Source organism: Longimicrobium sp. (assembly GCF_035474595.1).
Classification (GTDB): Bacteria; Gemmatimonadota; Gemmatimonadetes; order Longimicrobiales; family Longimicrobiaceae; genus Longimicrobium.
Genome location: NZ_DATIND010000037.1, coordinates 1 through 21972, shown reverse-complemented (window position 1 = coordinate 21972; position 21972 = coordinate 1). Strand labels below are relative to the sequence as shown.

General features: G+C 71.9%; 18 protein-coding genes. 2 read left to right on the top strand and 16 right to left on the bottom strand.

Annotated features, from left to right (window positions below):
• Window positions 1-55: 55 nt before the first annotated feature.
• The 11 genes from VLK66_RS06025 to VLK66_RS05975 form a co-directional block, all read right to left on the bottom strand.
• Window positions 56-940, bottom strand: coding sequence for an energy transducer TonB (locus tag VLK66_RS06025; RefSeq protein WP_325308480.1), 885 nt, complete (start codon window positions 938-940; stop codon window positions 56-58).
• 363 nt (window positions 941-1303) lie between these two features.
• Complete coding sequence (locus VLK66_RS06020) at window positions 1304-2515, bottom strand: ATP-binding protein (RefSeq protein ID WP_325308479.1); 1212 nt, start codon at window positions 2513-2515, stop codon at window positions 1304-1306.
• A gap of 195 nt (window positions 2516-2710) precedes the next feature.
• Window positions 2711-4384, bottom strand: a complete 1674-nt coding sequence (locus tag VLK66_RS06015) for an ABC-F family ATP-binding cassette domain-containing protein (RefSeq protein ID WP_325308478.1) — start codon at window positions 4382-4384, stop codon at window positions 2711-2713.
• A 211-nt stretch (window positions 4385-4595) separates the two neighbouring features.
• The gene (locus VLK66_RS06010; RefSeq protein ID WP_325308477.1) at window positions 4596-5198 is read right to left on the bottom strand and encodes a hypothetical protein; all 603 of its coding nucleotides are present in this window, start codon (window positions 5196-5198) and stop codon (window positions 4596-4598) included.
• 11 nt (window positions 5199-5209) lie between these two features.
• Window positions 5210-7303: a leishmanolysin-related zinc metalloendopeptidase gene (locus VLK66_RS06005; RefSeq protein ID WP_325308476.1), complete on the bottom strand. Its 2094-nt coding sequence runs from the start codon at window positions 7301-7303 to the stop codon at window positions 5210-5212.
• Window positions 7304-8004: 701 nt separating this feature from the next.
• Entirely contained in the window at window positions 8005-9276 is a 1272-nt protein-coding gene (locus VLK66_RS06000) for an aspartyl protease family protein (RefSeq protein WP_325308475.1), read from the bottom strand.
• Window positions 9277-9377: 101 nt separating this feature from the next.
• Window positions 9378-10433, bottom strand: coding sequence for a 3-isopropylmalate dehydrogenase (locus VLK66_RS05995; protein ID WP_325308474.1), 1056 nt, complete (start codon window positions 10431-10433; stop codon window positions 9378-9380).
• 402 nt (window positions 10434-10835) lie between these two features.
• Window positions 10836-11228 carry a cytochrome c gene (locus tag VLK66_RS05990; RefSeq protein ID WP_325308473.1) on the bottom strand — a complete coding sequence of 131 codons (393 nt, stop codon included), beginning with the start codon at window positions 11226-11228 and terminating at the stop codon, window positions 10836-10838.
• Window positions 11229-11308: 80 nt separating this feature from the next.
• Window positions 11309-12019: a zinc ribbon domain-containing protein gene (locus VLK66_RS05985; RefSeq protein ID WP_325308472.1), complete on the bottom strand. Its 711-nt coding sequence runs from the start codon at window positions 12017-12019 to the stop codon at window positions 11309-11311.
• Window positions 12020-12203: 184 nt separating this feature from the next.
• Window positions 12204-13361: a tetratricopeptide repeat protein gene (locus VLK66_RS05980; RefSeq protein ID WP_325308471.1), complete on the bottom strand. Its 1158-nt coding sequence runs from the start codon at window positions 13359-13361 to the stop codon at window positions 12204-12206.
• Window positions 13362-13476: 115 nt separating this feature from the next.
• Window positions 13477-14601: a tetratricopeptide repeat protein gene (locus tag VLK66_RS05975; RefSeq protein ID WP_325308470.1), complete on the bottom strand. Its 1125-nt coding sequence runs from the start codon at window positions 14599-14601 to the stop codon at window positions 13477-13479.
• 216 nt (window positions 14602-14817) lie between these two features.
• On the opposite strand from VLK66_RS05975, the gene VLK66_RS05970 reads away from it, so the two are divergent.
• Together VLK66_RS05970 and VLK66_RS05965 are read left to right on the top strand one after the other, a co-directional pair.
• Entirely contained in the window at window positions 14818-15147 is a 330-nt protein-coding gene (locus tag VLK66_RS05970) for a hypothetical protein (protein WP_325308469.1), read from the top strand.
• 246 nt (window positions 15148-15393) lie between these two features.
• Complete coding sequence (locus tag VLK66_RS05965) at window positions 15394-15723, top strand: hypothetical protein (protein ID WP_325308468.1); 330 nt, start codon at window positions 15394-15396, stop codon at window positions 15721-15723.
• Window positions 15724-15821: 98 nt separating this feature from the next.
• Here the strand turns inward: VLK66_RS05965 and aroE are convergent, their stop codons facing one another.
• The 5 genes from aroE to dnaB form a co-directional block, all read right to left on the bottom strand.
• Window positions 15822-16661, bottom strand: coding sequence for a shikimate dehydrogenase (aroE, locus tag VLK66_RS05960; RefSeq protein WP_325308467.1), 840 nt, complete (start codon window positions 16659-16661; stop codon window positions 15822-15824).
• A complete protein-coding gene (locus VLK66_RS05955) occupies window positions 16658-17167 on the bottom strand; it encodes a hypothetical protein (protein WP_325308466.1) in 510 nt (169 codons plus the stop codon). Before VLK66_RS05955 ends, aroE begins: the two co-directional genes overlap by 4 nt.
• A 103-nt stretch (window positions 17168-17270) precedes the next feature.
• Window positions 17271-18041: a 2-C-methyl-D-erythritol 4-phosphate cytidylyltransferase gene (ispD, locus tag VLK66_RS05950; protein ID WP_325308465.1), complete on the bottom strand. Its 771-nt coding sequence runs from the start codon at window positions 18039-18041 to the stop codon at window positions 17271-17273.
• Window positions 18019-19389 (bottom strand): DNA repair protein RadA, encoded by a 1371-nt coding sequence (radA, locus tag VLK66_RS05945; protein WP_325308464.1) that lies wholly within the window; start codon window positions 19387-19389, stop codon window positions 18019-18021. Before radA ends, ispD begins: the two co-directional genes overlap by 23 nt.
• Before the next feature lie 5 nt (window positions 19390-19394).
• Window positions 19395-21899 (bottom strand): replicative DNA helicase, encoded by a 2505-nt coding sequence (dnaB, locus tag VLK66_RS05940; protein ID WP_325308463.1) that lies wholly within the window; start codon window positions 21897-21899, stop codon window positions 19395-19397.
• Between the last annotated feature and the right edge of the window lie 73 nt (window positions 21900-21972).

The window sequence follows — 21972 nt, the reverse complement described above, 5'->3', positions numbered from 1 at the left end:
TTCGTGATGATCCGGGGCGGACGGCGATCAGGCCATCCGCCCCGGATGCGTCACGTCAGCTCGCGATCGTCCAGCGCACCGGGATGGTGGTGGTGACACGGACGGTGCGGCCGCGCGCCTTGGCCGGGCTGAAGCGCATGGACCCCACGATGCGCCGCGCCGCCGCCGAGAAGGCCTCGTCCGACGACGAGACGACCTCGACCGAGCCGGGCTCCACGCGCCCGTTCTCGTCGATCACGAACTGCAGCACCGTCTCGCCGGTAACGCCCGCCTCGCGCAGCTGCGACGGGTACACGCGCTCCAGCGCGCGCTGCATGTCGTCGGCGTTGCGCAGCGAGGGACGCACGTCCACCTCGCTCTCCTCCATCGGGCCGCTGGGGGCCGGCTCCGGCTCCGGCGCGGGCTTCTCGGCCGGCGGGGCGGGCGGCGCGGGCTCGGTGTGGCCCGTGGGCGCGCGGTGGTCCGACGGGTCCACGGCACCCACCACGTCGCCTTCCTTGCCGATGCCGCTGAAGTCCGACGGGGTGATCGGCACCGCGTTCGGGTTCACCACCGGGATCCCCGCGGGCGGCGTCTCGGGCGGCTTGGGCGAGACGAAGTCACCCTTCACCGGCGCGGGGCGCGGGGCGGGCGCCGGGCGCTCGCGCGGCGTCTCGACCTTCGGCGTCTCCAGCCGGGGCGTCTCCTCCCTGGGCGCCAGCTCCACCCTGGGCGGCTCCGGCTGCACGACGGGCGGCGGGGGCGGCGGCGGCTTGGGCTTGTCCTCCAGGTTCCACTCGGCGATGACCTCTTCCCGCATCGGCTTGGCCTCGGCCTCGCGTGCCAGCCCGACCACGGCCCCGATGGCCGCGCCGTGCGCCAGGACGGAGATGGCGATGGTCGTCGGTGTCCAACGCTTGCGGCGCTTCGTCGTCGAGCTTGGATCGTAGTGGGCGAACATCCTCACGCTCCTGCAAAGGCTCTCCGAAAGGACTCCGGATGCGAGCCTCGGAACATTTGCAGGTGTCGTGCCGTCGTAACCGATTGTGAGAAGGATATTTAGATCACGAAGAGGCATGAAAGCCGGATTTCGGCGTCCTGACTGAGATTTTGGGCTAGATCGAACGTAAATCGTTGCAGGAAGATATCTTCCAAACAGCGGCCGGGCGGGGACTGCGCGTGCCGATCAGCGCGCGCTGTGTCCGGCACTTCCCAGCCGGGCGATGCCGGTCAGAGGGGAGCGACGGCAGGATTTGGGGCAGAACAAACATCCGTATTAGCGGCAGGTCCGGGTGGCGCGGAGTAATGTCTGGGAATCGCACCGCTACGCCGCCGTTCTCACGATCACCGTCACGTGCGACGGAGTCACCTTCGTCTCCAGGGACGGATTTCCGTTCTCGGCCAGCGCCCGCCGCGCGATGGCCAGCCCGAATCCGAACCGCTGCACGAATCCCAGCACGCGCATGGCCTCGGCGAGGTTCGGGTTGCGGTAGTCGGCCACCCCCGGGTCGCCGAAGTTCTCCACCGTCACCGTTCCGAACGGCCCGCCCGGACTGGTGATCTCGATCCGGTCGTCGTACCAGTAGACCCGCACCGGAGCGTTCGTCGCCTCGTAGGTGCGGTGCATCACCGCGTTGCGGACGAGCTGCTGCAGGGCCGGGAGCGGATAGTCGGAACGGCGCTCCTCCCGCGGGCCCGCCGTGATGTCCACGGAAGTCCGGTTGTGCGCCTGAAGCTTGTGGTCGATACCGGTCAGCAGCTCCGAAACCGGCCCGTCCACCGCCAGCTCGTCCACGACCGGATCGCCGAGCTCCTTCCCCGCGATCCTCAGGAACTGGATGTACGCCCCGGGAACGTAGTCTCGCGGCGCCCTTCCCAGCACCAGCACGCCGAGCACCGTGGGAATCACCGTGCTCGCCGCGTCCACCATCTTGGTGACGGCGAGCCGCTGCGCCAGCGTGCGCTCGTTCGCCTCCAGCACGTCCGAGGCGAACGCAGCGGGAAGATACTCGTTCTCGAAGCGCACCCGGTCCAGCTCCGCCACCGTCGCGGAGACGAGCGGATGCACGTCGAACGGCGTATCGCGCGCACGGCGCTTCTCCGTGAGGATGCGCTCGTCCTGCGCGCTCGCGATCCCCCGGCGAGGACCGATGCGGATGTGCACGCGGCCGCGGAACCGCACGGGAGGCGAATCCGAGGGCTCGACCGTGATCACCGCCATCGGCCCGCCCCGCAGCACTCGTTTGGACACCGTCAGCGTGGGAGGCGGAACGATGTTCCCGTCCGTCTTGATATCCGCCAGCTTCAGAAGGAGCTCGTCGGTGATCGCGATCCCGCTCGGATCTCCCGACCGGTCACGGGCACCGATGAAGATCACGCCCGCGCGGCGATGGTCCGGAAGGTCGTTGGCGAACGCGCAGACCGCCTCGCGCACCTTGGTGGGCGCGTCGCCCGAAAACGACTCCTTGCGCTCCGCGAGATCCGATTCGAGGTCGGCCAGCAGCGCCTCGAGCTCAGCATCCGTGTAGTTGGTCATTCGGGCGAAGAATCCGGCGGCGCTGTTGACGTGAATGGACGCGCGAAAGCTATCCCGCGTGCGTCCAGAACAACATACCACGGCTGACGGATCGTGGCAGGACCGCACGAACTCGACTCCTGCGATACGAAGCGCCCGCGCCGCCATCTGGCAGCGCGGGCGCAAATCGATCCGGGCGGATGAAGGTGATCGGCGCTACGCCCCCACCATCTCCCGCTTCTTCCCCTTTTTGTCCTCGCGCTTCGCCTTCAGCACGACGGTGTCCGCGTCCAGGTGGTCGTCGCCGCAGGCGTGCACGTACTCCGGGTAGGTGCCCAGGAAGTCACGGATTCCGGCGCGGCTGATCTCCACCACGCGCGTGGCCAGCTGGCTCACGAACCAGCGGTCGTGGCTCACCAGGATCAGCGTTCCCTCGTACGTCTGCAGCGCGGCCACCAGCGCCTCGATCGACTCCAGGTCCAGGTGGTTGGTGGGCTCGTCCAGCACCAGCACGTTGGGCTGCTCCAGCGCCAGCCGGCTGAACACCAGCCGCGCCGCCTCGCCGCCCGAGAGCGCGGCCAGGCGCTTCTCGCCGTCGTCGCCCGAGAACAGCATCATCCCCATGTGCCCGCGCACGAAGCCGCGGTCCTTCCCCGGCGCGAAGTCCCACAGCCACTGCTCGGCCGTCTTGTCGATGTCGTCCAGCTGCTCGTGGTGGTCCTGCGCGAAGTAGCCGGGGTGCGTCTCGTACCCCCACTCCACCGTGCCCTCGTCGGCGGCCAGGTCGCCCACCAGGATCTTCAGCAGCGTGGACTTGCCGATCCCGTTGGGCCCCATGATCACCAGGCGGTCGCCGCGGTTCACCTGCAGGCTCACGCCGGGGAGCACCTCCTTCTCGCCGAACGCCTTCTTCACCTTCGAGATCTTCAGCACCTCCTTGCCGCTGGTGCGCCGCGGCAGAAAGCGGAACTTGGGATACCGGCGCGAGCTCCCCGGCAGCTCCTCCAGCTCCGCCGCCTTCCGCTCGATCATCCGCAGCTTGCTCTGCGCCTGGCGCGCCTTGCTGGCCTTGGCCTTGAAGCGGTCCACGAACTGCTGGTGGTGCGCGATCTCCTTCTGCCGCCCCTCGATCTCCTTCTCCTTCCGCTCCCGGTCCTCCACCTTCTGCTCCAGGAAGTCCGAGTAGTTGCCGCGGTACAGCGTCACCGTGGCGTAGTCCACGTCCAGGATGCTCGTCGAAACGTTGTCCAGGAAGCGGTGGTCGTGCGAGATGACGGCGACCGGACCCTCGAAGTCGTGCAGGAACTTCTCCAGCCACCGGATGGAGAGGATGTCCAGGTGGTTGGTGGGCTCGTCCAGCAGCAGCACGTCGGGCGTGCCGGCCAGCACCTGGGCGAGAAGGACGCGCAGCTTGAAGCCGCCGGAAAGGGCCGACAGCGGCTGGCGGTGGATCTCCGCCGGGAGGCCGAGTCCTTCCAGGATGGTGGCCGCGCGCGCCTCGGCGGTGTAGCCGTCCAGACGCTGCACCGTTTCCTCCAGCTCGCTGAAGCGCTCGGCGTCGAACTCCTCGTGCGCGCGGGCCAGCAGCGCCTCCTTCTGCACGATGGCGTCCCACAGCTCGGGGTTCCCCATCAGCGCCACGCCCAGGATCTCTTCGTTCTCGTACAGGAAGTGGTCCTGCCGCAGCACGCCGATCCGGGCGCTCCTGGGGATGGAGACGGTGCCGCGCGTGGCCTCGGCGTCGCCGCTCAAAATGCGCAGCAGCGTGGTCTTGCCGCTGCCGTTGGCGCCCACGATGCCGTAGCGCTCGCCGGGGTTCAGCTGGAACGCGGCATCGGCGAACAGCACCCGGTCGCCGTAGGACTTTTCGAGGTTGGATACGGAGATCATGGCTTCAACGCGGGAGCGGACGGATCCGGCCTGCGCCCCGATGGGATGGACGGACGGACAGAAAAACACACCGCGGGCAGCGGTGCCCGCGGTGTGTACAGCTTCCGGATGCGCGGCCGGAGCCGTGCTTGCGGCGGTGATACCCGCATCCCCGCCGATCGTTCGGTTTTCCGGCGCCGGGAGATGCATCCCCGTCGCCCATGGACCGGCATCACCGCGCCGCGACGCGCTCCGCGCAGAAGTGGCCGCCCGCCTCGCGCTCGGCCACGCCGCTGCTCCAGCGCCCGGAGAAGCGATCGGCGGAGAGCGCATCCACGTACAGCGCCAGGTAGCTGCCGTCGAACCGCTGCGGCCCCGCGCCGTTCGCCTCCGCGCCGAAGCGCAGCATGAGCCGCGTTCCCTCGCCCCCGCGCTGCTCGATCGCCAGCACACCCGGGCGCGACGCGGAGGCGATGGCGATGTCGCCCGGCGCCTCGGCCCCCACGCTGTCCAGCGGGAGCGAGGCCGCGCCGTGCGCCGGGTAGCGCACGTCCGGCCGGGCCTCGATGGACGGCCCCGCGCCCGCCGCGTAGCGCGCCAGCCGCAGCGTTCCCGCGGCCGCGTGCCCGGTGCGCGGCCCGCGCGTGGCCACCAGCGTCACCGCGAAGTCGCCCGCCAGCGCGTCGGTCCGCGCATCGGCGGGGAGCGTGCCTTCCGCCGGCGCGCACGCCGTCGATGCCGCGGGCGGCGTCGCGGGGGCGGGCGCCGCGCGCTGGCAGGTCCACGCCCCGCCGCCCAGCGCGAGGGTGATGGCCAGCCGCCGCGGCGCCTTCATCCGCGCGCCCTTCAGCGGATCCGGGTGGCGCGGCCGCGCCGGTCCATCAGGTACTGCGGGCCGGTGTAGACGTCGTTCACCAGCTGCAGCTTCGGGCCGCTGGTGCCGGACTTCGACCCGCGCACCGAGAGCGTGAGGAAGAACGGATCGGCCTGGGTGACGTCCACCGAGTACCCCAGGTCGGCCAGCGAGCGCACCGTCAGCTGGCTGAGCGGGTTGGGGCCGCCGCCGTTCAGGAAGCCGGTCATCAGCTCGTTGGCCAGCACCGACTCGCGCCAGTGCGAGTTCACCGTGCCGCCGCCGCCGGTGTTCTCCACCGGCACCTTCTGCCCGCCCGTGTAGGTGGCCCCGCCGATGGCGTTGAAGCCGGCCAGGCCGTTGGTGCCGCTGAACCAGGTGTCCTGCGCGATCCCGCTCGACGGGTCCTGCAGCAGCCCGAAGGCGTTCCAGAGCGAGCCGATCCCCAGCACGTGCCCCATCTCGTGCAGGATCACCGACCCGAACTGGCCCCCGGCCTCCAGCATGGCCACGTCGGCCGCGTCGAAGCGCATCAGCCCCGCCAGCGGCAGCCCGGCGTCGCGGCGGTAGCACCACCCCGCCGAGCCCAGGATCTGCCCCGCCCCGTCGATGTCCTCGATCGCGGCGAAGATCACCAGGTCGTCGATGTTGAAGTTCACCTCGGGCGAGCCGCTCCCGCAGGTCCCCCCGGCCACGTCGCCCGGCACGTTCACCAGGTCGCCGGTGACGATGGCGCCCCAGCGCGCGGCGGCGCTCTCGAACACCGCCCGCTGCGACGTCGTCATCGACGTGGTGAAGCAGAGGGTGATGGCGTACCCCGACCCGCCACCGCCCGAGCACCCCACGGCGCTGAAGTTCACCGCCGGCTTCCCGGAGATGCTGGCGGACATCCGGTTGGGCCCGGCGAGGCCGCCCACGGTCCACCCCACCGAGGCCACGCCGCTGGCGTTGGTGGTGGCCGTCGCCGAGGCGACGGTGCCGCCGCCCGCCGTGACCGCGAAGCTCACCGGCACGCCCGGCATCACGTTCCCCAGCACGTCCTTCACCACCACCGCGGGGGCGGTCTGCACCGCCGTGCCGGCCATCGCGGCCTGGCCGCTCCCGTGCACGGCCGCCACGCTTCCGGCGACCGCGGTCAGGGCGGTGGCGTTGAACACCACGGGGGGCAGCGCGGTGCCGGGGATGGTCGCGGTCAGCGTGTTCACGCCGGGGACGGCGCCCATCGTCCAGCTTCCCACCGAGGCCACGCCGGCCACGTCGGTAACCGCCTGCGCGCCGGTGATCGACCCGCCGCCCGCCGTCACCGAGAAGTTCACCGTCAGCCCCACCACGGCGTTGCCCGAGGCGTCGGTCACCTTCACCCCCGGAGGGGTGGGAACCGCCGCGCCCACCTGCCAGGTCTGCCCCGCGCCCACCGCGGCCGTCGCCGAGGCCGCGGTGCCGGCGTTCACGTTGGCGGTGAAGGTCACGCCCCCGGCCGCGCCCACGGTGGCGGTCACCACCTGCCCGCCCGCGTTCCCCGGCCCCAGCGTCCAAGTGGTGGCCGCCGTGCCGTCGGCGCCCGTGGTGGCCGTGGCCGGGTTCACCGAGCCGCCGCCCGAGGTGACCGCGAAGGTCACCGTCTGGCCCGCCACGCCCGCGCCCCGCGAGTCCACCACTTTCACGCGCAGCTGCGTGGCCAGCGCGGCGCCGGCCGAGCCCGACTGCGCGTCGCCCTGCGTCTTCTGCACCGCGGCCACGGCCTGCGCCACGCTCACGCTCGCCGTGCCCGCGGCGCTGCCGGAGGTGGCGGTGATGGTGGCCGAGCCGTTGGCCACGGCGGTCACGATCGCGCTGTCGCCGCCCGCGCCGGCCACGGTGGCCGCCGCGGAGCTGGACGACCACGAGAGCGACGCGCCGCCCATCGCCTGGCCGTCCTGGTCGCGGACGGAGGCGTGGACCACGCGCGTGGCGCCCAGCGCCTCGAAGGTCACCGCGTTGGGCGAGACGGACACCGAGCTGGCCACGCTGGTGTGCGTGCCGGAGTCGGAAGACGAGCACCCCCAGAGGGAGAGCGCGGCGGCGGCAAGGGCGAGCGGTCTGCGCATGGTGGGCGGGAGTTCCCGGGGCGCGTGGCCCCGATCATGGATGGAGATGAAAACCGCCCCGGATCCCTGAAACGCATGGCCCGGCGGCACCGGAGCGATTCCGGCGCCGTCGCGGCTTTCTGGAGCGTTGGAGATGCGGAGCGGTGCCGCGGAACGGAAGTCGTCCTCGCGGCTGGATTTGCGGCGTTCGTCCGCGCGGCTCCGGATGGACCCGCGCGCGCAACGAATGCCGTCCATCTTATTGCATCAAGCCACTTTGCGCAAGTCCCGCCCCTCCCCGCCGCGACATTCCGTCACGTCGGGAAAGGCGGCCAATCGCGTAATTCCGATCCTCACGACGAGTGCGTGGGTGAGTGCGGAAGTGCGTGAGTGCGTGAGTGCGGAGGTGAACCTCAGATGTGGGGAGACGCTTCAGTGCGTGGCCGCGGCCTCGCGCCCTCTCCGGCCGGCCGAGGCCGTCCACCTCTCCCGTACCGGGAGAGGTAGCTTTCACGCATCACCGGCACAGGAAAGCTCCGGTGTGACCAGAGGTTGCAGGCCCCGCCGGAGGATTGGCAGCCTCCCTCGCCCGGTACGGGAGAGGGCGAGCGCTCCAAGGCGCGGGGAGAGAGCCCGCGGCGAGCACCGCGCCCGGTCATCATCGATGCCGCGCGGCACGCATCACCAACGCACTCTCGCACTCTCGCACCCTCGCACTTCGTCTACCTGAACCGCAGCTGCATCGCCCGGTAGTCGATCGTCATCGCCGCGAAGCGGCCGATCACGTCCTGGCCGATGTCGCCCGCGGCGTAGCGGCTGCGCTCGCCCGTGGGTTCGGTGGTGGCTTCGATGTCCGGCAGCGTGGCCGTCCGGCCGCCGATGGTGAGGGCGAACGGGGCGACCGTGTACGCGCGCAGCGTCCGCATCCCCCCCGCCCCGCCGATGTGCACCTCCTTCAGCGTCCCCGCCTCGACCTGCGCGCGGTGCGCCTCGTAGTACGGGGGATAGAGATGCGACGTCTGCGCTCCCGTGTCGAAGCCGAACATCAGCGGCTCCCCGGCCACGGTGACGCGGACCAGGTTGTCCAGCTCGTGCAGGCAGAGGTTGGGCTCCGCGCCGGCTGCCGGCGGCGAGGGCCGCGCGGGAACGAGGAAGCGGCCGTCGCGCGTCAGCGTCACCTCGCCCAGCGCGGCGATCACCGGCTGGCCCAGGATGCCGTGGATCTGGTAGCCGATCTGCGGGAACGCGAGCGCCGAGTCGGGGAAGACGAGGAAGATGGCGTTGCGCACGGTCGCCGCGCCGATCCGCAGCTCGGGCGCAACCGCGAGGTGCGCCGTGGTACGCGCGCCGGTGACGGAGCCCACCTGGACGCCCTGATCCACCCTCCGCAGCCCCAGCGCCCGCGCGGTCGACTCCACCACGGTGGAGAGGTTGGCGCCAGTGTCGAAGATGAAATTCTCGCTCGCCGTGCCGACGGTCACGGGCAGGGTGATGAGGTTGGCCCGGTCGCGCGCCGTGGGCACGTCCACGTCGCCCGCGAACGACACCGTCTGCGCGGGGACGTCGCGCAGCGCGCCGAAGAGGGCCACGTTGTTGGCGAAGTCCGCCTTCTCGCTGTCCGCCGCCGACTCGGCCACGCGCGCGTACGCATCGGCCGCCTCGCCGTAGCGGCCCTCGCGCACCAGGACGTCGGCCAGCAGCTTCTCGGCCGCCTGCCGCCGCTCCGCGTCGCCCGCCGCCGCGGGCGAGGCCAGGAAGCGCCGCAGCTGGGCCGCCGCGCTGTCCGGCCGGTTGAACGCCGCCGCCACCCAGCCGCGGTAGAACGCCAGCTCGGGCGCCGGCGAGGCCGGCGCGCCCAGCGCCTCGCGCGCGGTGAAGCAGTCGTGCGCCCGGTACAGCTCGGCCAGCCGCGCGGCGTCCGGCGCCTGCGCCCGCGCCGCGCCCGCCGTGAGCGCCGCGATCGCGAGGGCGGCGGTGATGGAGATGTATCGCATCGGAATCGTGGATCCGGGTAGGCGGGCGATGGGAGAACGGACCGGGCCCCGCGCATGCCGCGCGGGGCCCGGTCCTATACCAGCGGAGCGGCGCGGGGGTTTCAGGAATTCTCCAGCCGCGCCACGATCGCATCCCCCGCGGCCGCGGTGCCGAGGGTGCCGCCGAGCTCCGCGGTGGTCTCGCCGGCCAGGATGCAGGCGCGGACGGCGTTCTCCAGCCGGTCGCCGGCCTCGCGGTGGCCCAGGTGGCGCAGCATCAGCGCGGAGGTGAGGACCGCGGCGAAGGGGTTGGCCCTGTCCTGCCCGGCGATGTCGGGCGCGGAGCCGTGCACCGGCTCGAACATCGACACGCGGCCGGGGTGGATGTTGGCCGACGCGGTGAGCCCCAGCCCGCCCGCGATCCCCGCGCCCAGGTCCGAGAGGATGTCGCCGAACAGGTTGCCGGCCACGATCACCTGGTAGCGCTCGGGGCGGCGCACCAGGTCCATCGCCAGCATGTCCACGTACAGCGCCTCGGTCTGGATCTCCGGATACTCGGCCGACACCTGCTTGAACACGCGCCGCCAGAGGCCGCCGGCGCTCTCCATCGCGTTGGCCTTGTCGGACATCGTCACGCGCTCCAGCCCGTTCGCCTTCGCGTGGTCGAACGCCGCGCGGATGATGCGCTCCACGCCCGTGCGCGTGTTCACGTCCTCCTGGATCGCGACCTCGTCCGGCGTGCCCTGCTTGAAGGTGCCGCCCATCCCCACGTACACGCCCTCGGTGTTCTCGCGGAAGATGACGAAGTCGATGTCGCGCTCCGTCTTCCCCTTCAGCGGCGTGAGCCGCTCGTGGTACAGGCGCACCGGGCGGAAGTTGATGTACAGGTCCAGACGGAAGCGCATTCCCAGCAGGATCTGGCGCGCGTGCTCGTTGCCGGGCACGCGCGGGTCGCCCAGCGCGCCCAGGAGAATGGCCTGGTAGTTCGATTCCAGGTCGGCGAACTCGGCGTCGGTGATGCTCTGGCCGGTTTCCAGGTAGCGGTCGGCGCCGTGCGGCCACTCGACGATGTCGAGCGCGGGGCCGCCGTGTGCCTCCAGCGCGCGCAGCGCCTTCACCGCCTCGCGGGTGACCTCCTTGCCGACGCCGTCGCCGGGGATGACCGCAATCCGCGCCATGTCTCTGTTCCGCCGCTCGAGTTTCGGGGGTGATTCGGAAGGGCGGGAAGATACCGGGGCAGGTGGGGAGGCGCTAGAAATCGTGCTGGATGCTATGGGGATGGGACCTCAGCGCACGGAGAAGCTTCGGCTCGCGCCCTCCGGCATCGCGCCCTCTCCGGCCGGCCCAGGCCGTCCACCTCTCCCGTACCGGGAGAGGTAGCCATCCGGCATCACCGGCACGCCGAAAATTCAGCGTTAGCGGGGTTTGCAGGCCGCGCGGACGCTGGACAGCCCCCTCGCCCGGAACGGGAGAGGGCGAGCGCTCTCAGGCGCGGGGAGAGGGCGGCGCGGATGCAGCGGAGACGCGACGCAGCAGGGCAGCACCGGCCGCCTGTCCGGCCGAGCGCGACCAACGAGTCGTCAGCGCGCGAGGCCGTGCACGTACTCGGCGACGGTGCGGACCTCGGCGTCGGTGAAGGCGCCGTCGCCGCGGGCGGGCATGGGGGTGCGGGGCGGCTCCGCCTGGGGGACGCCGGCGGCAACGGCGCGGACGACCTCGTCGACGGTGCGCGCGCGGTCGTTCAGCGCGGAGCCGAGCTGCGTTCCCGCGCCGCGCTCGCCGTGGCACATCACGCAGGCGCGGAGGTAGAGCGTGCGGCCGGAGCTCTCCGGCTCGCTGTCCTGCTTCGCGTCCGCCGCGGGAGCGCCGCTCGCAGTGGAGGGCGCATCCCCCTTCCCCGCGTCGCCGCCGCGGCCGCACGCGGAGAGCATCGCCGCCAGCACCAGCATCCCGCCCCGCCTTCCGATCGACATCCGCCATCCACAGCAAGAGCCATCCAAGCGGAACCCGCGGCGCCGCTCGGGGCCGCGGGTTCGTAGAACCTTCGCTCGCGCTACCGCAATCGTTGTTCCGGCGGGGGCGGCACCGGCGCGGCGTCGCGCGGCCAGCCGCACATCACGCAGAACTTCCACTCCGGCTCCACCACCGTGCTGCACTCGGGACAGGGGATGGGCGCCAGGCACTTGCCGCAGAACGGGCAGAAGCGCACCTCGCGCCCCGGCGGCAGCGTGGACCGGCAGCCGGGGCACGCCTTCAGCTTCGGCCTCGCTGCCGGCGCCACCGGCGTCCCCGGGGTCGCCGCCCGCTCGGGCGCGGTGACGTCGAGCACCACGCCCGGCGCGTCGGCGTCGCCGTTGCGGGCGAGCGCGGCGGCCATCGCGGAGCTCTGCGCCGGGGCCGCGGCGGGCGCGGAAGCCGGCGGCGCGGTAAGGTCGAGCGCGGGGACCTCGGGGGCGTACGGATTCAGGTAGACGCCCACGTCCGCATAATCGCGGTAGATGCCCAGGATGGGGTTGGGCGTGCGCAGCTCGCGCTGGAACTCCTCCTGCACGTCGGCGCGCTCCACCACCAGGTAGTCGCGCTCGCCGGAAAGGAGGCGCAGCAGCGCGTGCTCGTACTCGGCCAGCTCGCCGAAGCCCAGCTCCGAGCGCACCGTGCGGTACGGCACCAGGTGCTGGTACAGGTCGCCCACCGTGACGGCCGTCCCGGGCTCGCGCAGGAGCACGTCGGCGATCCGCCGGTAGAGGCGGTCGATGGAGTCCATGGCCCAGGGGGTGCGAAAGTGCGAGAGTGCGAAGGTGCGAGAGTTGGTGGAACTGCCGGTAGGATAACGGATTCGGCGCGCGTGCGCTAATGTCGCCGCGTCCCCGTCCATGAAGCAGAGCCGCGGAGGAGTTCCCTCTGCGGCTCTGCCTCTCTGCGTGAACTCCGTCTTTCCCGACCCGGCTCTACGGCTGCAGCGGCGGCGCGGCGACGGTGCCGAAGGTGTCGGGGGGATACGTTCCCGCCGGCGCGGTCTGCGGCGCCATCCCCGGCTGCGTTCCCGGCGCGGCGACGGTGCCCGGCGCGGGGACGGCGGGCGCGGCGTACGTGGCCGTGTCGGCGCGGACGCTGCTGATCAGCGAGCGGACCTCCACCGGGGCGCGGGCAAGCACGCGGTCGGCCTCGGCCGGCCGGCCGGAGCGGCGGAAGGCGGTCATCAGCCCGGCCCAGGCCCGCGCGTTGCTCGAGTCCAGGTGCACCGCGGTGTTGAAGCGCTCGGCGGCCTGAGGGGCGCTGCCCTGGTCCAGCATCAGGTAGCCCAGCTCCGTGTGCAGCCGCGCGTCGTCCGGCGCCAGCTGCAGCCCCTCGCGCAGTTCGCGCGCGGCCTCCTGCGGGCGCCGCTTCAGCCGGTAGATCTGCGCCATGTAGTAGTGCGGCTCGGCCGACTTCGGGTGCGCCCTGGCGGCGTCCAGGAAGAGCGCGAAGGCCCGCGCCGTGTCGCCCTTGCCGTACGCCGTGGTCGCCTCGCGCAGAGGGTCCGGACCGCGCCCGCGCAGGAGGAGCACGGCCAGCAGCGCGGCGATCACCAGCCCCGCCGCGCCCAGCACCCACGGCAGCGGCGAGCGCATCCGGCCGGCCGTGGGAACGGCGTGCACCGGCTCCGGGTCTTCGGGAGACTGGGGGATCAGCGTCTCGTCGCGCGGGGTGAGGACGGGGTCCTCGAGCCGGGCTTCGTAGGGATTGGAGAGGACGTGCTGCTCCAGCCCGTCGGCCGCGGCCACGGCCACCTCCACGTCGCGCGGCGTCGCATCCCCACCCTCCGTCGCGAGGCGGTTGGCGGCGGCGGAGAGCTCGTGGAACGACGCGGCCAGCTCCATGGGCAGCCGGTCGCGCCGGCGCAGCTCCGCCAGCAGGGTGCCGGTGGGAACGTCGTCGGGCGACAGGGCGCGCAGGCGCAGGTCCACCGGCGCGGTGGGGTCGTCGCGGAGCATGCGCCGCAGCACCGACTCGGCCGCCCGCGCGATGCGCACCACCCCGCCCGCCCCGCCCTGCCCCGTGCGCAGGGCGATCACGTCGCCCTCCACCCCCCGCAGCGGCTTCAGCGTGTTCTCCGGATCGTGCATGCGGCCCGTTCCAAGCACAAAACGGACCGTCCGGCCCCGCGCCCCCATGGCGCGGGCCGGACGGCCCTCACGTTTCCGATCCCGCGGCGATGCCGCGCCATCCCCGGCTCCGGGCTCAGGCCTCGATCTTCAGCAGCCCCAGCCGGGCCGCCGCCTTCACGAACGCCTCGGGGCTCTCGGTGGGCACGGTGCGGCCGGTGCGCTCGCGGATCTGCCGCGCCGCGCGGCGCATGAACACGCTCACCTGCAGCGTGGGGTCGGCGTGGTCGCGCATCCCGCCCACGATCTCCTCCCACGTCCCCTCGAACACCGTGCCCTCGGCGGTGCGCACGCGGTGCCCGTCGATGCCGCCCTCGCGCGCCTCGCCCGCCGGGGTCAGCATGCGCATGATGAAGTCGATCTGCGCCGACAGCTCCAGCGGCTGCGCGGGCTCCTCCTCGGCCCCCTCGAACGACGACTCGACCTCGGCCAGCAGGTGGTCGATGTCGTCGGGGTCGGCCTCGAGCTCGGCGATGCGCTCCTTCCAGGGGATGAAGACGTCGTCGTCGTCGCGCACCTGGTCAACCGCGCACTTCAGCTCCACGAAGCGCCAGAGCGAGAGCGTGTCCCAGTGCTCGGCGGGCGGCACCTTCTCCAGCTCGCGCAGCGCCCCGGCCACGTCGCCGCGGTCGTGCAGCAGGTGGCTGAGGTAGATGCGGGCCTCGTGCAGGGTGCCGTCCAGCCGCAGCGAGCGGCGCAGCTCGCGGCGGGCGCCCACGTCGTCGCCCAGCGCGTGCAGGGTGTAGCCGCGGGCCGCCGCCACCTCGGCGCTGTCGGGGTGCCCGTGCGCCAGCGCGGTGAAGCGGGTGCGCGCCTCGGCGAAGAGCCCCTCGCGGTACAGCGCGCGCCCCATGGTCAGCCCCAGCTCCAGGTCGTCGTGCAGCCCCATGGCATCGACCGTGGAGAAGCACTTCAGCGCTTCGTCGACCCGGCCGAACTTCAGCAGCGTCTCGCCCAGGCCCACCCACGCGTCCTCGTACTCGGGGTCGAGATCGAGTGCCTCCTCGAACGAGAGCCGCGCCCACGCGTACTCCTCGCGGGCGATGCGCACGTAGCCCAGCCCCACGTGCAGCAGCGCCGAGTCCGGGTGGTGCCGGAGCCCGTCGCGAAGCACGTCCAGCGCGTCGTCGTACTCTCCCGACTCGTACAGCCGGTGCGCCTGCTCGTCGAACTCTTCCGCGCTGAGGAATGAGGTGCCCATGCCGCTAGAAACCAGTAAGGAGAGTGCAGCCCGGCCAGGTTGGCGGGGAACTACGAGGCGGGGCGGCGTCCATTCAGGCGGCTGCCCGGCCAAATATAAGCAGGGCAGCAATCTCCATCCACCCCCCGGCGCCCCGTTCCGGCCGCACTTGCGACCCTGCCCTGCCCCAGACAGATTTCACCTTGTTGCGCATCTGATACCACCCGGGGAGAGGACATGTTCGACTGGCTGCGCCGCCGCCGCCTGAGCGCCGAAGCGAAACGGAAGCTGCTGATCGTGGCCGCCCGCAGCGAGGAGGCGATCATCGAGACGCACGTGCACAACGTGCTCGACATGTTCGAGATCCTGGGCGACGAGCTGGACATCGACCGCGCGCTGGAGCTGTACGGCGAGATGCTGCCGATGGACGAGCACGTGGCGGCCACCGTGGCCAACCGCGTGATCGCCCGGCACGACGCCCCCGGCACCCCCCGCCGCCGTCCCGGCGGAGGCGGCGGCGACGGCCGGCGCTTCGCGGACGTCTTCCGCGACCCGGGCCGCAAGTAGGCGCTGGCGGCGTCCGATTTCCCGACGCCGCCGCGTTTTCGCGCGCGGCGACTGGGATCCACGGACAAGACAGAGGCGGAGTGTCGAAGAAATCGACGCTCCGCCTTCGCGTGTCCGGCCTCTTCGCATCTCCCGTAACCCATCGTCCTGCATCGGCTTACGCGGAGAGATCCGCCCCGGCGCGCCGCTTGCCCTGCGGGGGATCGTCATCTCCCCCTCCGTCGTCTCCTGCAGGACAACTACACCGTGATCGCCAGAGCAGCCCCGCCGGTGCGCCCCGCCGCGCCTTCCACGCCCTCGATGGTCGGGAACCGGCGCCCGCAGCCGCACCGCATCCACCTGAGCACCGGCCGCGTGCTGGAGGGAAATCTCCACCGCGCCCCCGGCACGCGCCTGGCCGACCACCTGTCCACGCTGAAGGGCTTCCTCTCGGTCACCGGCGCCGCCTGCCCCGCGACCGGCGAGCGGTTCGACCACGCCGTCCTGAACGTGGACCACATCCTCTTCATCGAGGAGATGGTTCCCAACGTCGAGCCCGCGGGCGCCGCCGTCCCCTTCGGGACACTGCCGCGCTGAACAAACGTTTCACCCGGAGACGCGGAGGCACGGAGGAGCGCGGTGAGCTCTCCCGTGTCTCTGCGTCTCCGTGCCTCTGGGAAATGCGGTTGGGGGATTCAGGGAGATGCGAGAGCGTCGCGCATCGCCCGGACCGGCGCGTCCACGCCCCACCAGCGATGGAAGGCGGCGGCGCCCTGCTGCAGCAGCATCTCCGTGCCGTCCGCGGTGGGGATGCCGCGCTCGCGCATGGCCCGCACCCACGCCGTCTCGCCCGTGCGCGTGTAGACCAGGTCCAGCGCGGCGTCGATCGGCGGCGCGGCGGCGGGGTCCAGCGGGAGCGGATCTCCCGGCTTCAGTCCCAGCGACGTCGCGTTGATGGCCAGGTCGAACCCGTCCGCCCCCACCTCCGCGAGCGACGACGCGGCGCGAACCGTGGTGCCCGGGCGGGCGAAGCGCTCCATCTCCCGCGCCCGCTCCGCCGTCCGGTTCAGGACCACGACCTCGCGCGCGGCGTGCTTCGCCAGCGCGTGGGCGGCCGCGCGCGCCGCGCCCCCCGCGCCCACCAGCAGGACGCGCCCGCCCGCGATCGAGCGCCCCATCAGCGAGCGGATGGCCGCGGTCACGCCGTCCACGTCGGTGTTGCCGCCCCACACCTCGCCGTCCTCCAGCCAGAAGGTGTTGCAGGCGCCGGTCGCCTCCACGGCTTCCGTCCGCCGGTCGACCGCGCGCGCCGCGGCGCCCTTGTGCGGCACGGTGACGTTGCCGCCGCCGCCCGCGAGCGCCAGCCCTCGGACGAGGCCGGGGAGGTCGTCCGCGGAGCAGCGGAGCGCAACGTAGACGCCATCCAGGCCGAGGGCCCGGATGGCGGCGTTCTGGAAGACGGGGGACAGGGAGTGCGAGACGGGGTCGCCCAGCAGCGCGAGCACCCGGGTGGCCGCGGTAACGGGGTGCGTCACGGCGCCAGGATGGGCGCCAGCCGGTCGAGCGCGGCGGCGATGAGCCCGCGCAGCTCCTGGAAAGTCTCCTGGTACACGGCCTCGCTGCCGCCGTACGGGTCCGGCACCGGCCGCCCCTCGCCCTCCGCGCCGGCCGCGAAGTCGCCCAGCGTGCTCGCCTTCTCGCCGGCGCCCAGGCGGTCCAGCACGGCCAGGTGGCCCGGCCCCATCCCCAGGATCAGGTCCGCCCAGCGGGCGATGTCCTTCGTCAGCCGGCGCGCGGAGTGGCCGGTGAGGTCGATCCCCTCGCGCCCGGCAACGGCCACGGCCTCGCGCGCGGCCTCGTCGCCGTCGCGCGCGGAAAGGCCGGCGGACGCGACCTGCACGTTCCGCCACCCGCGCCGGGCGATCTCCGCCCGCGCGATCCCTTCCGCCAGCGGGGAGCGGCAGGTGTTGCCGGTGCAGACGAAGAGCAGGTTGAAGGTCGTCGTCGCCGGCGTCTCGGCCCCGGGCTGCTGATCGCTCATCTGCACTCCCGGGGCGTCGCGGTCGTCCGCTGTGGGCACTTCGAGCCTCCGTCGTTCCGCCCGGCGCCCGGTTTTCGGTAGATGGGGCGCCGCGCCGTGTGGATCAGGCCGAACCGTAAACTTCACCCGCCGCGCCGTCCGCTGCAAGGGCCAGCGCCTCGGCCACGGCCAGGTCCTCGGGGCGCGTGACCTTGAGGTTGCGCGGCGATCCCGCCACCACGCGCACCGGGCCGGCGTAGCGCTCGTACAGCGCCGCGTCGTCCGTCGCCGCCACGCCCTCGGCCCGCGCCCGCTCGTACGCGCGCATCAGCGCGGCGCGCGGAAACCCCTGCGGCGTCTGCGCCTGCCAGAGCCGCGCGCGGTCGGGGGTGGCGGTGATTGTCCCCTCCCCATCCACCTCCTTGATCGTGTCCGTCACCGGCACGGCGGCGATGGCAGGGATCGAATCCAGCACGCGGTCGATCGTCCCGCGGTCCACGAACGGCCGCGCGCCGTCGTGGACCAGCACGATCTCCGCATCCCCCCCCACCTCCCGCAGCCCGTTCCACACCGAATCCCCCCGCTCCGCGCCCCCGGCGGCGATGCGCACGTCGAGGTCTGCGAGCCACGCGGGCGGATTCTCCGCGTCCTCCGGCGGCAGCACGACAATGACCTGGGAGATACGGGGATGATGGAGAAACGGGAGGATGGCGCGGAGGAGGACGGGGCGCCCGGCGACCAGGAGATACTGCTTCCGCACCGGCCCGCCGATGCGCCGCCCCGAGCCGCCCGCGACGACGATGGCCGCGGCCGATGCCGAAGCCCCGTCGTACTCCCGTACTCCGGTACTTCCGTACTCCGCCGAAGGCGGGTCAGGAAAAGGCGTTGCGGACAAGGCTGCGGACGTCCTCGGTGGGGATGACGCGAATCCCCGCCGGCAGCGTGCGCGGCACGGCGCGGGGGGAGAGATACGCGGCGGAGAAGCCCATCCGCGCGGCCTCGGCCAGGCGGCGCTCCATCTGCCCCACCGGCCGCACCTCGCCGCCCAGCCCCAGCTCGCCGATGAACACGGCGTCCGCGGGGACGGGGCGGTCGTACACGCTGGACGCCAGTGCCGCGGCCACGGCCAGGTCGCCCGACGTCTCCGCCAGCCGCAGCCCGCCGACCACGTTCAGGAACACGTCCAGCTGGCCGAAAGGGATCCCGGCGCGCTTCTCCAGCACGGCCAGGAGGAGCGAGAGCCGCTTGTGGTCCAGCCCCGTGCTCACCCGCTGCGGCGCGCCGTAGCTGGCCTTCGCGGCCAGCGCCTGCACCTCCACCAGCAGCGGCCGCGTCCCCTCCATCGCCGCGACCACGGCCGAGCCGGAGGCGCTCGCCTGGCGGTCGCCCATGAACAGCTCGGAGGGGTTGGGGACGGGGACCAGCCCCTCGGCCGTCATGCGGAAGACGCCGATCTCGTCCACCCCGCCGAAGCGGTTCTTGGTGGCGCGCAGCACGCGGTGGTCCACGCCGCCCTCGCCCTCGAAGTAGAGCACCGTGTCCACGATGTGCTCCAGCGTCTTGGGCCCGGCGATCCCCCCGCCCTTGGTCACGTGGCCGACCAGGAAGACCGCCGTTCCCGTCTGCTTGGCGAAGCGCTGGAGGCGGGCCGCGCACTCGCGCACCTGCCCCACGTTCCCCGGCGCGCCTTCCAGCGACGGCGAGTAGACGGTCTGGATGGAGTCGATGAGCAGCACCTGCGGACCGCCCTCGGCCGCGCGCAGGAGGATGCCGTCGAGCTCGGTCTCGGCCAGCAGCGTCACGTCCGCCGCGTGCTCGCCCAGCCGCTCGGCGCGCAGCTTCACCTGGTGCGCCGACTCCTCGCCGGAGACGTACAGCGTGCGCAGCCCGGCCGCTTCGAGGCGCGCGGCCACCTGCAGCAGGATCGTCGACTTCCCGATCCCCGGCTCCCCGCCGACCAGCACGACCGAGCCGGGAACGATCCCGCCGCCGAGGACGAAGTCGAACTCGCCCAGCCCGGTGGTCCACCGCCGCCGCTCCGTCCCTTCGACGTCGCGCAGCCGCACCGGCACCGCGTCCGTTGCCGCGCGGTTCACCGGCGCGCCGGAAGAGGCTGAGCGCTTCGGGGCGGCGGGCTCCTCGACCAGGGTGTTCCACTCGCGGCAGGCGGGGCACTGCCCCTCCCAGCGCGGCGTCTCGTTGCCGCACTCGCGGCAGAAGAAGGCGGTCTTCGTCTTCGGCACCGGCGTCAGTCCTCGCTGCGCGCGCTGGACATGCTCTCGAACAGCGTGAACTCCTTGCGGAAGAAGAGCGGCACCGAGCCGGTGGCCCCGTTGCGCTGCTTGCCGATGATCAGCTCCGCCTTCCCCTCCAGGCTGTTCCCCTCCTTGTCCACCGGCCCGAAGTAGTACTCGGGGCGATACAGGAACATGATCACGTCCGCGTCCTGCTCGATGGCTCCGGATTCACGAAGGTCCGACATCATCGGACGCTTGTCGGGGCGGCTTTCCACGGCACGGGAGAGCTGGGAGAGGGCGATGACGGGGATGTTCAGCTCCTTGGCCAGCGCCTTCAGCCCGCGGGAGATCTCCGACACCTCCTGCTGGCGGCTCTCGGTCTTCCCCGCGCCCACCATCAGCTGCAGGTAGTCCACGATGATCATCGACAGGTCGTCGCGGTCGGACTTCAGGCGCCGCGCCTTGGCGCGCATCTCCAGCACCGAGATGCCGGGCGTGTCGTCGATGTAGATCGGCGCGGTGTTCAGGTGCCCGGCGGCGATGGCCAGGCGCGCGTAGTCGTCGTCGGTGAGCCGGCCGCGGCGCAGGCGGCTGGCGTCCACGCGGGCCTCGGCGCAGAGCACGCGCTGCACCAGCGACTCCTTGCTCATTTCCAGCGAGAAGAACGCGACCGGCTTCTGCGCCGAGATGGCCGCGTGCTGCGCGATGTTGAGCGTAAACGCGGTGTTGTGCACGCACACGTCGTTCGCCACGAAGTTGTGCGTGCCGGGGACCGTCAGGTCGTACACCTGCTTCACCCCCACCGGCTCGATCGCCACCACCTCGTCCCAGTAGACGTCGCTGGCCGGCGTGTCGCTCGACCGCGCGGCGACGGGCCGTGCGTCCGCAGCGGCTGCGAACTCGGCGAGGTCTTGCTGATGGCCGAAAACTCCCACTTCCGACGCAAAGAGGCGCAACGAATGCGGATTGGAGATCATCACCTGCCAATCGTCCCAACGGGCGCGAGCGGAGAGGATGCCGAACCGCAACAGAAGGTGCTGCACCTGGCGCGACAGCCGTTCGCTCGGACTGCGGAAAACAACGGCCGGACCATCCGGTGAAGCCACACCGTAGGCGTGCAAGGAGAAGAGCCGATTCAGCAGGAGCGCGATCGATTCCCGGTTCAGCTCGAAAACCGGAGCGGGAACGTGCGCCTCGTCCTGCTCCACCTCATGGAGCACGAGGTTCGCGAGCTGGTCCCAGCAAGCACTGTCGCCATTGCGGTTCCTCACGGACGAAGCGAGAGCCGCGAACGAACACGTCTTGCCCCTGCCGGTTTCCATCGTAAGCAGGACCCCGGCCGATTCGGCGTAAATCGCACCCACTCCGGCTGGCACCGGAGCATCGGCGAGATCGTCTACGGCTTTCGCGAAATCAGCCCGCACTGCGGCACTGGCTCGCGCGAGTCGCGGCGCCGCACGGGTCAGCCCGCCATCGCCGATCAGGTACGCGAGCAGCTTCACCTCGCACTCGCGCATCTCCCGACTGCCGAAGACGCCGATCCGGCGCGGGACGGCGACGTGCTGGCCGGCGCGGATCTCCTCCAGCCGCTTCCAGCCGTCGATGGTGAGGAAGGGGTGCGTGAGCGTCGTCTCGATCTGCCGGCCCAGGCGCGTGGTGACGCGGAAGACGGGCTTCTCGCCGTCGTCCACGAACGCGCTGGGCTCCGTCATCTCCAGCTTCCAGCCGTCGTTCAGCGTCAGCAGGCGCGCCGAGCGGCGGCGGTACAGCTCCTCGATGGTGGCGATGGAGCCGTCGTCCAGCACGATCTCGGAATCGAACGCCAGGCACTTCCCCATCGACGGCCTGGCGGCCACGATGACCAGGTCGCTGGACTGGAAGCCGGCGGTGAGCTCGTCCAGGTCGTGGAAGCCGGAGGGGACGCCGGTGATGGCGCTCTGGTTGGCCTGCAGCTGCTCGATCTTCTCGAACGTGGGCCACAGGATCTCCTTGATCCACACGAACCCGCGCCGGTCGCTGCTCTGCGCCAGCTGGAAGATGCGGCTCTCGGCCAGGTCCATCAGGTTCTCTACCTCGCCCTGCCAGGCGTACGTCTCCTGGATGATGGAGGTGCTGGCCTCGATCAGGCGGCGCAGGATGGCCTTCTCGCGGACGATCTTGCAGTGGTACTCGATGTTGGCCGCGGTGGGCACCGCGTCCAGCAGGCTGGCCAGGAACGCCACCCCCCCCACCGCCTCGTAGTCGCCCGCCTTCTTCAGGTCGTCGGTGACGGTGATCTCGTCGATCACGTCGCCGCGCTGCCAGATGCGCACGAGCGAGCGGAAGAGGCGGCGGTTCGCCTCGCGGTGGAACATGCTGTCGTCCACCAGCTCCACCGCGCGCACGACCGCGTCCTGGTCGATGAGCATGCCGCCCAGCACCGCCATCTCCGCCTCGGCGGAGTACGGCGGCGTGCGGTCGGTGAACGCGCTGGGCCCCGGCGGGGGCGGAGCGATCTTGAATGCGGGGGTCGACATCGGTCTCGGGACTGCTGTACGGCGATGGAACGACGGTCCAGCATGAAGTGCGGAAGTGCGGGAGTGGGTGAGT

What these genes read in the sequence shown, in the direction of transcription:
- VLK66_RS06025 (WP_325308480.1), bottom strand. Translation starts at nt 940, where the DNA reads ATGTTCGCCCACTACGATCCAAGCTCGACGACGAAGCGCCGCAAGCGT.
- VLK66_RS06020 (WP_325308479.1), bottom strand. Translation starts at nt 2,515, where the DNA reads ATGACCAACTACACGGATGCTGAGCTCGAGGCGCTGCTGGCCGACCTC.
- VLK66_RS06015 (WP_325308478.1), bottom strand. Translation starts at nt 4,384, where the DNA reads ATGATCTCCGTATCCAACCTCGAAAAGTCCTACGGCGACCGGGTGCTG.
- VLK66_RS06010 (WP_325308477.1), bottom strand. Translation starts at nt 5,198, where the DNA reads ATGAAGGCGCCGCGGCGGCTGGCCATCACCCTCGCGCTGGGCGGCGGG.
- VLK66_RS06005 (WP_325308476.1), bottom strand. Translation starts at nt 7,303, where the DNA reads ATGCGCAGACCGCTCGCCCTTGCCGCCGCCGCGCTCTCCCTCTGGGGG.
- VLK66_RS06000 (WP_325308475.1), bottom strand. Translation starts at nt 9,276, where the DNA reads ATGCGATACATCTCCATCACCGCCGCCCTCGCGATCGCGGCGCTCACG.
- VLK66_RS05995 (WP_325308474.1), bottom strand. Translation starts at nt 10,433, where the DNA reads ATGGCGCGGATTGCGGTCATCCCCGGCGACGGCGTCGGCAAGGAGGTC.
- VLK66_RS05990 (WP_325308473.1), bottom strand. Translation starts at nt 11,228, where the DNA reads ATGTCGATCGGAAGGCGGGGCGGGATGCTGGTGCTGGCGGCGATGCTC.
- VLK66_RS05985 (WP_325308472.1), bottom strand. Translation starts at nt 12,019, where the DNA reads ATGGACTCCATCGACCGCCTCTACCGGCGGATCGCCGACGTGCTCCTG.
- VLK66_RS05980 (WP_325308471.1), bottom strand. Translation starts at nt 13,361, where the DNA reads ATGCACGATCCGGAGAACACGCTGAAGCCGCTGCGGGGGGTGGAGGGC.
- VLK66_RS05975 (WP_325308470.1), bottom strand. Translation starts at nt 14,601, where the DNA reads ATGGGCACCTCATTCCTCAGCGCGGAAGAGTTCGACGAGCAGGCGCAC.
- VLK66_RS05970 (WP_325308469.1), top strand. Translation starts at nt 14,818, where the DNA reads ATGTTCGACTGGCTGCGCCGCCGCCGCCTGAGCGCCGAAGCGAAACGG.
- VLK66_RS05955 (WP_325308466.1), bottom strand. Translation starts at nt 17,167, where the DNA reads ATGAGCGATCAGCAGCCCGGGGCCGAGACGCCGGCGACGACGACCTTC.
- dnaB (WP_325308463.1), bottom strand. Translation starts at nt 21,899, where the DNA reads ATGTCGACCCCCGCATTCAAGATCGCTCCGCCCCCGCCGGGGCCCAGC.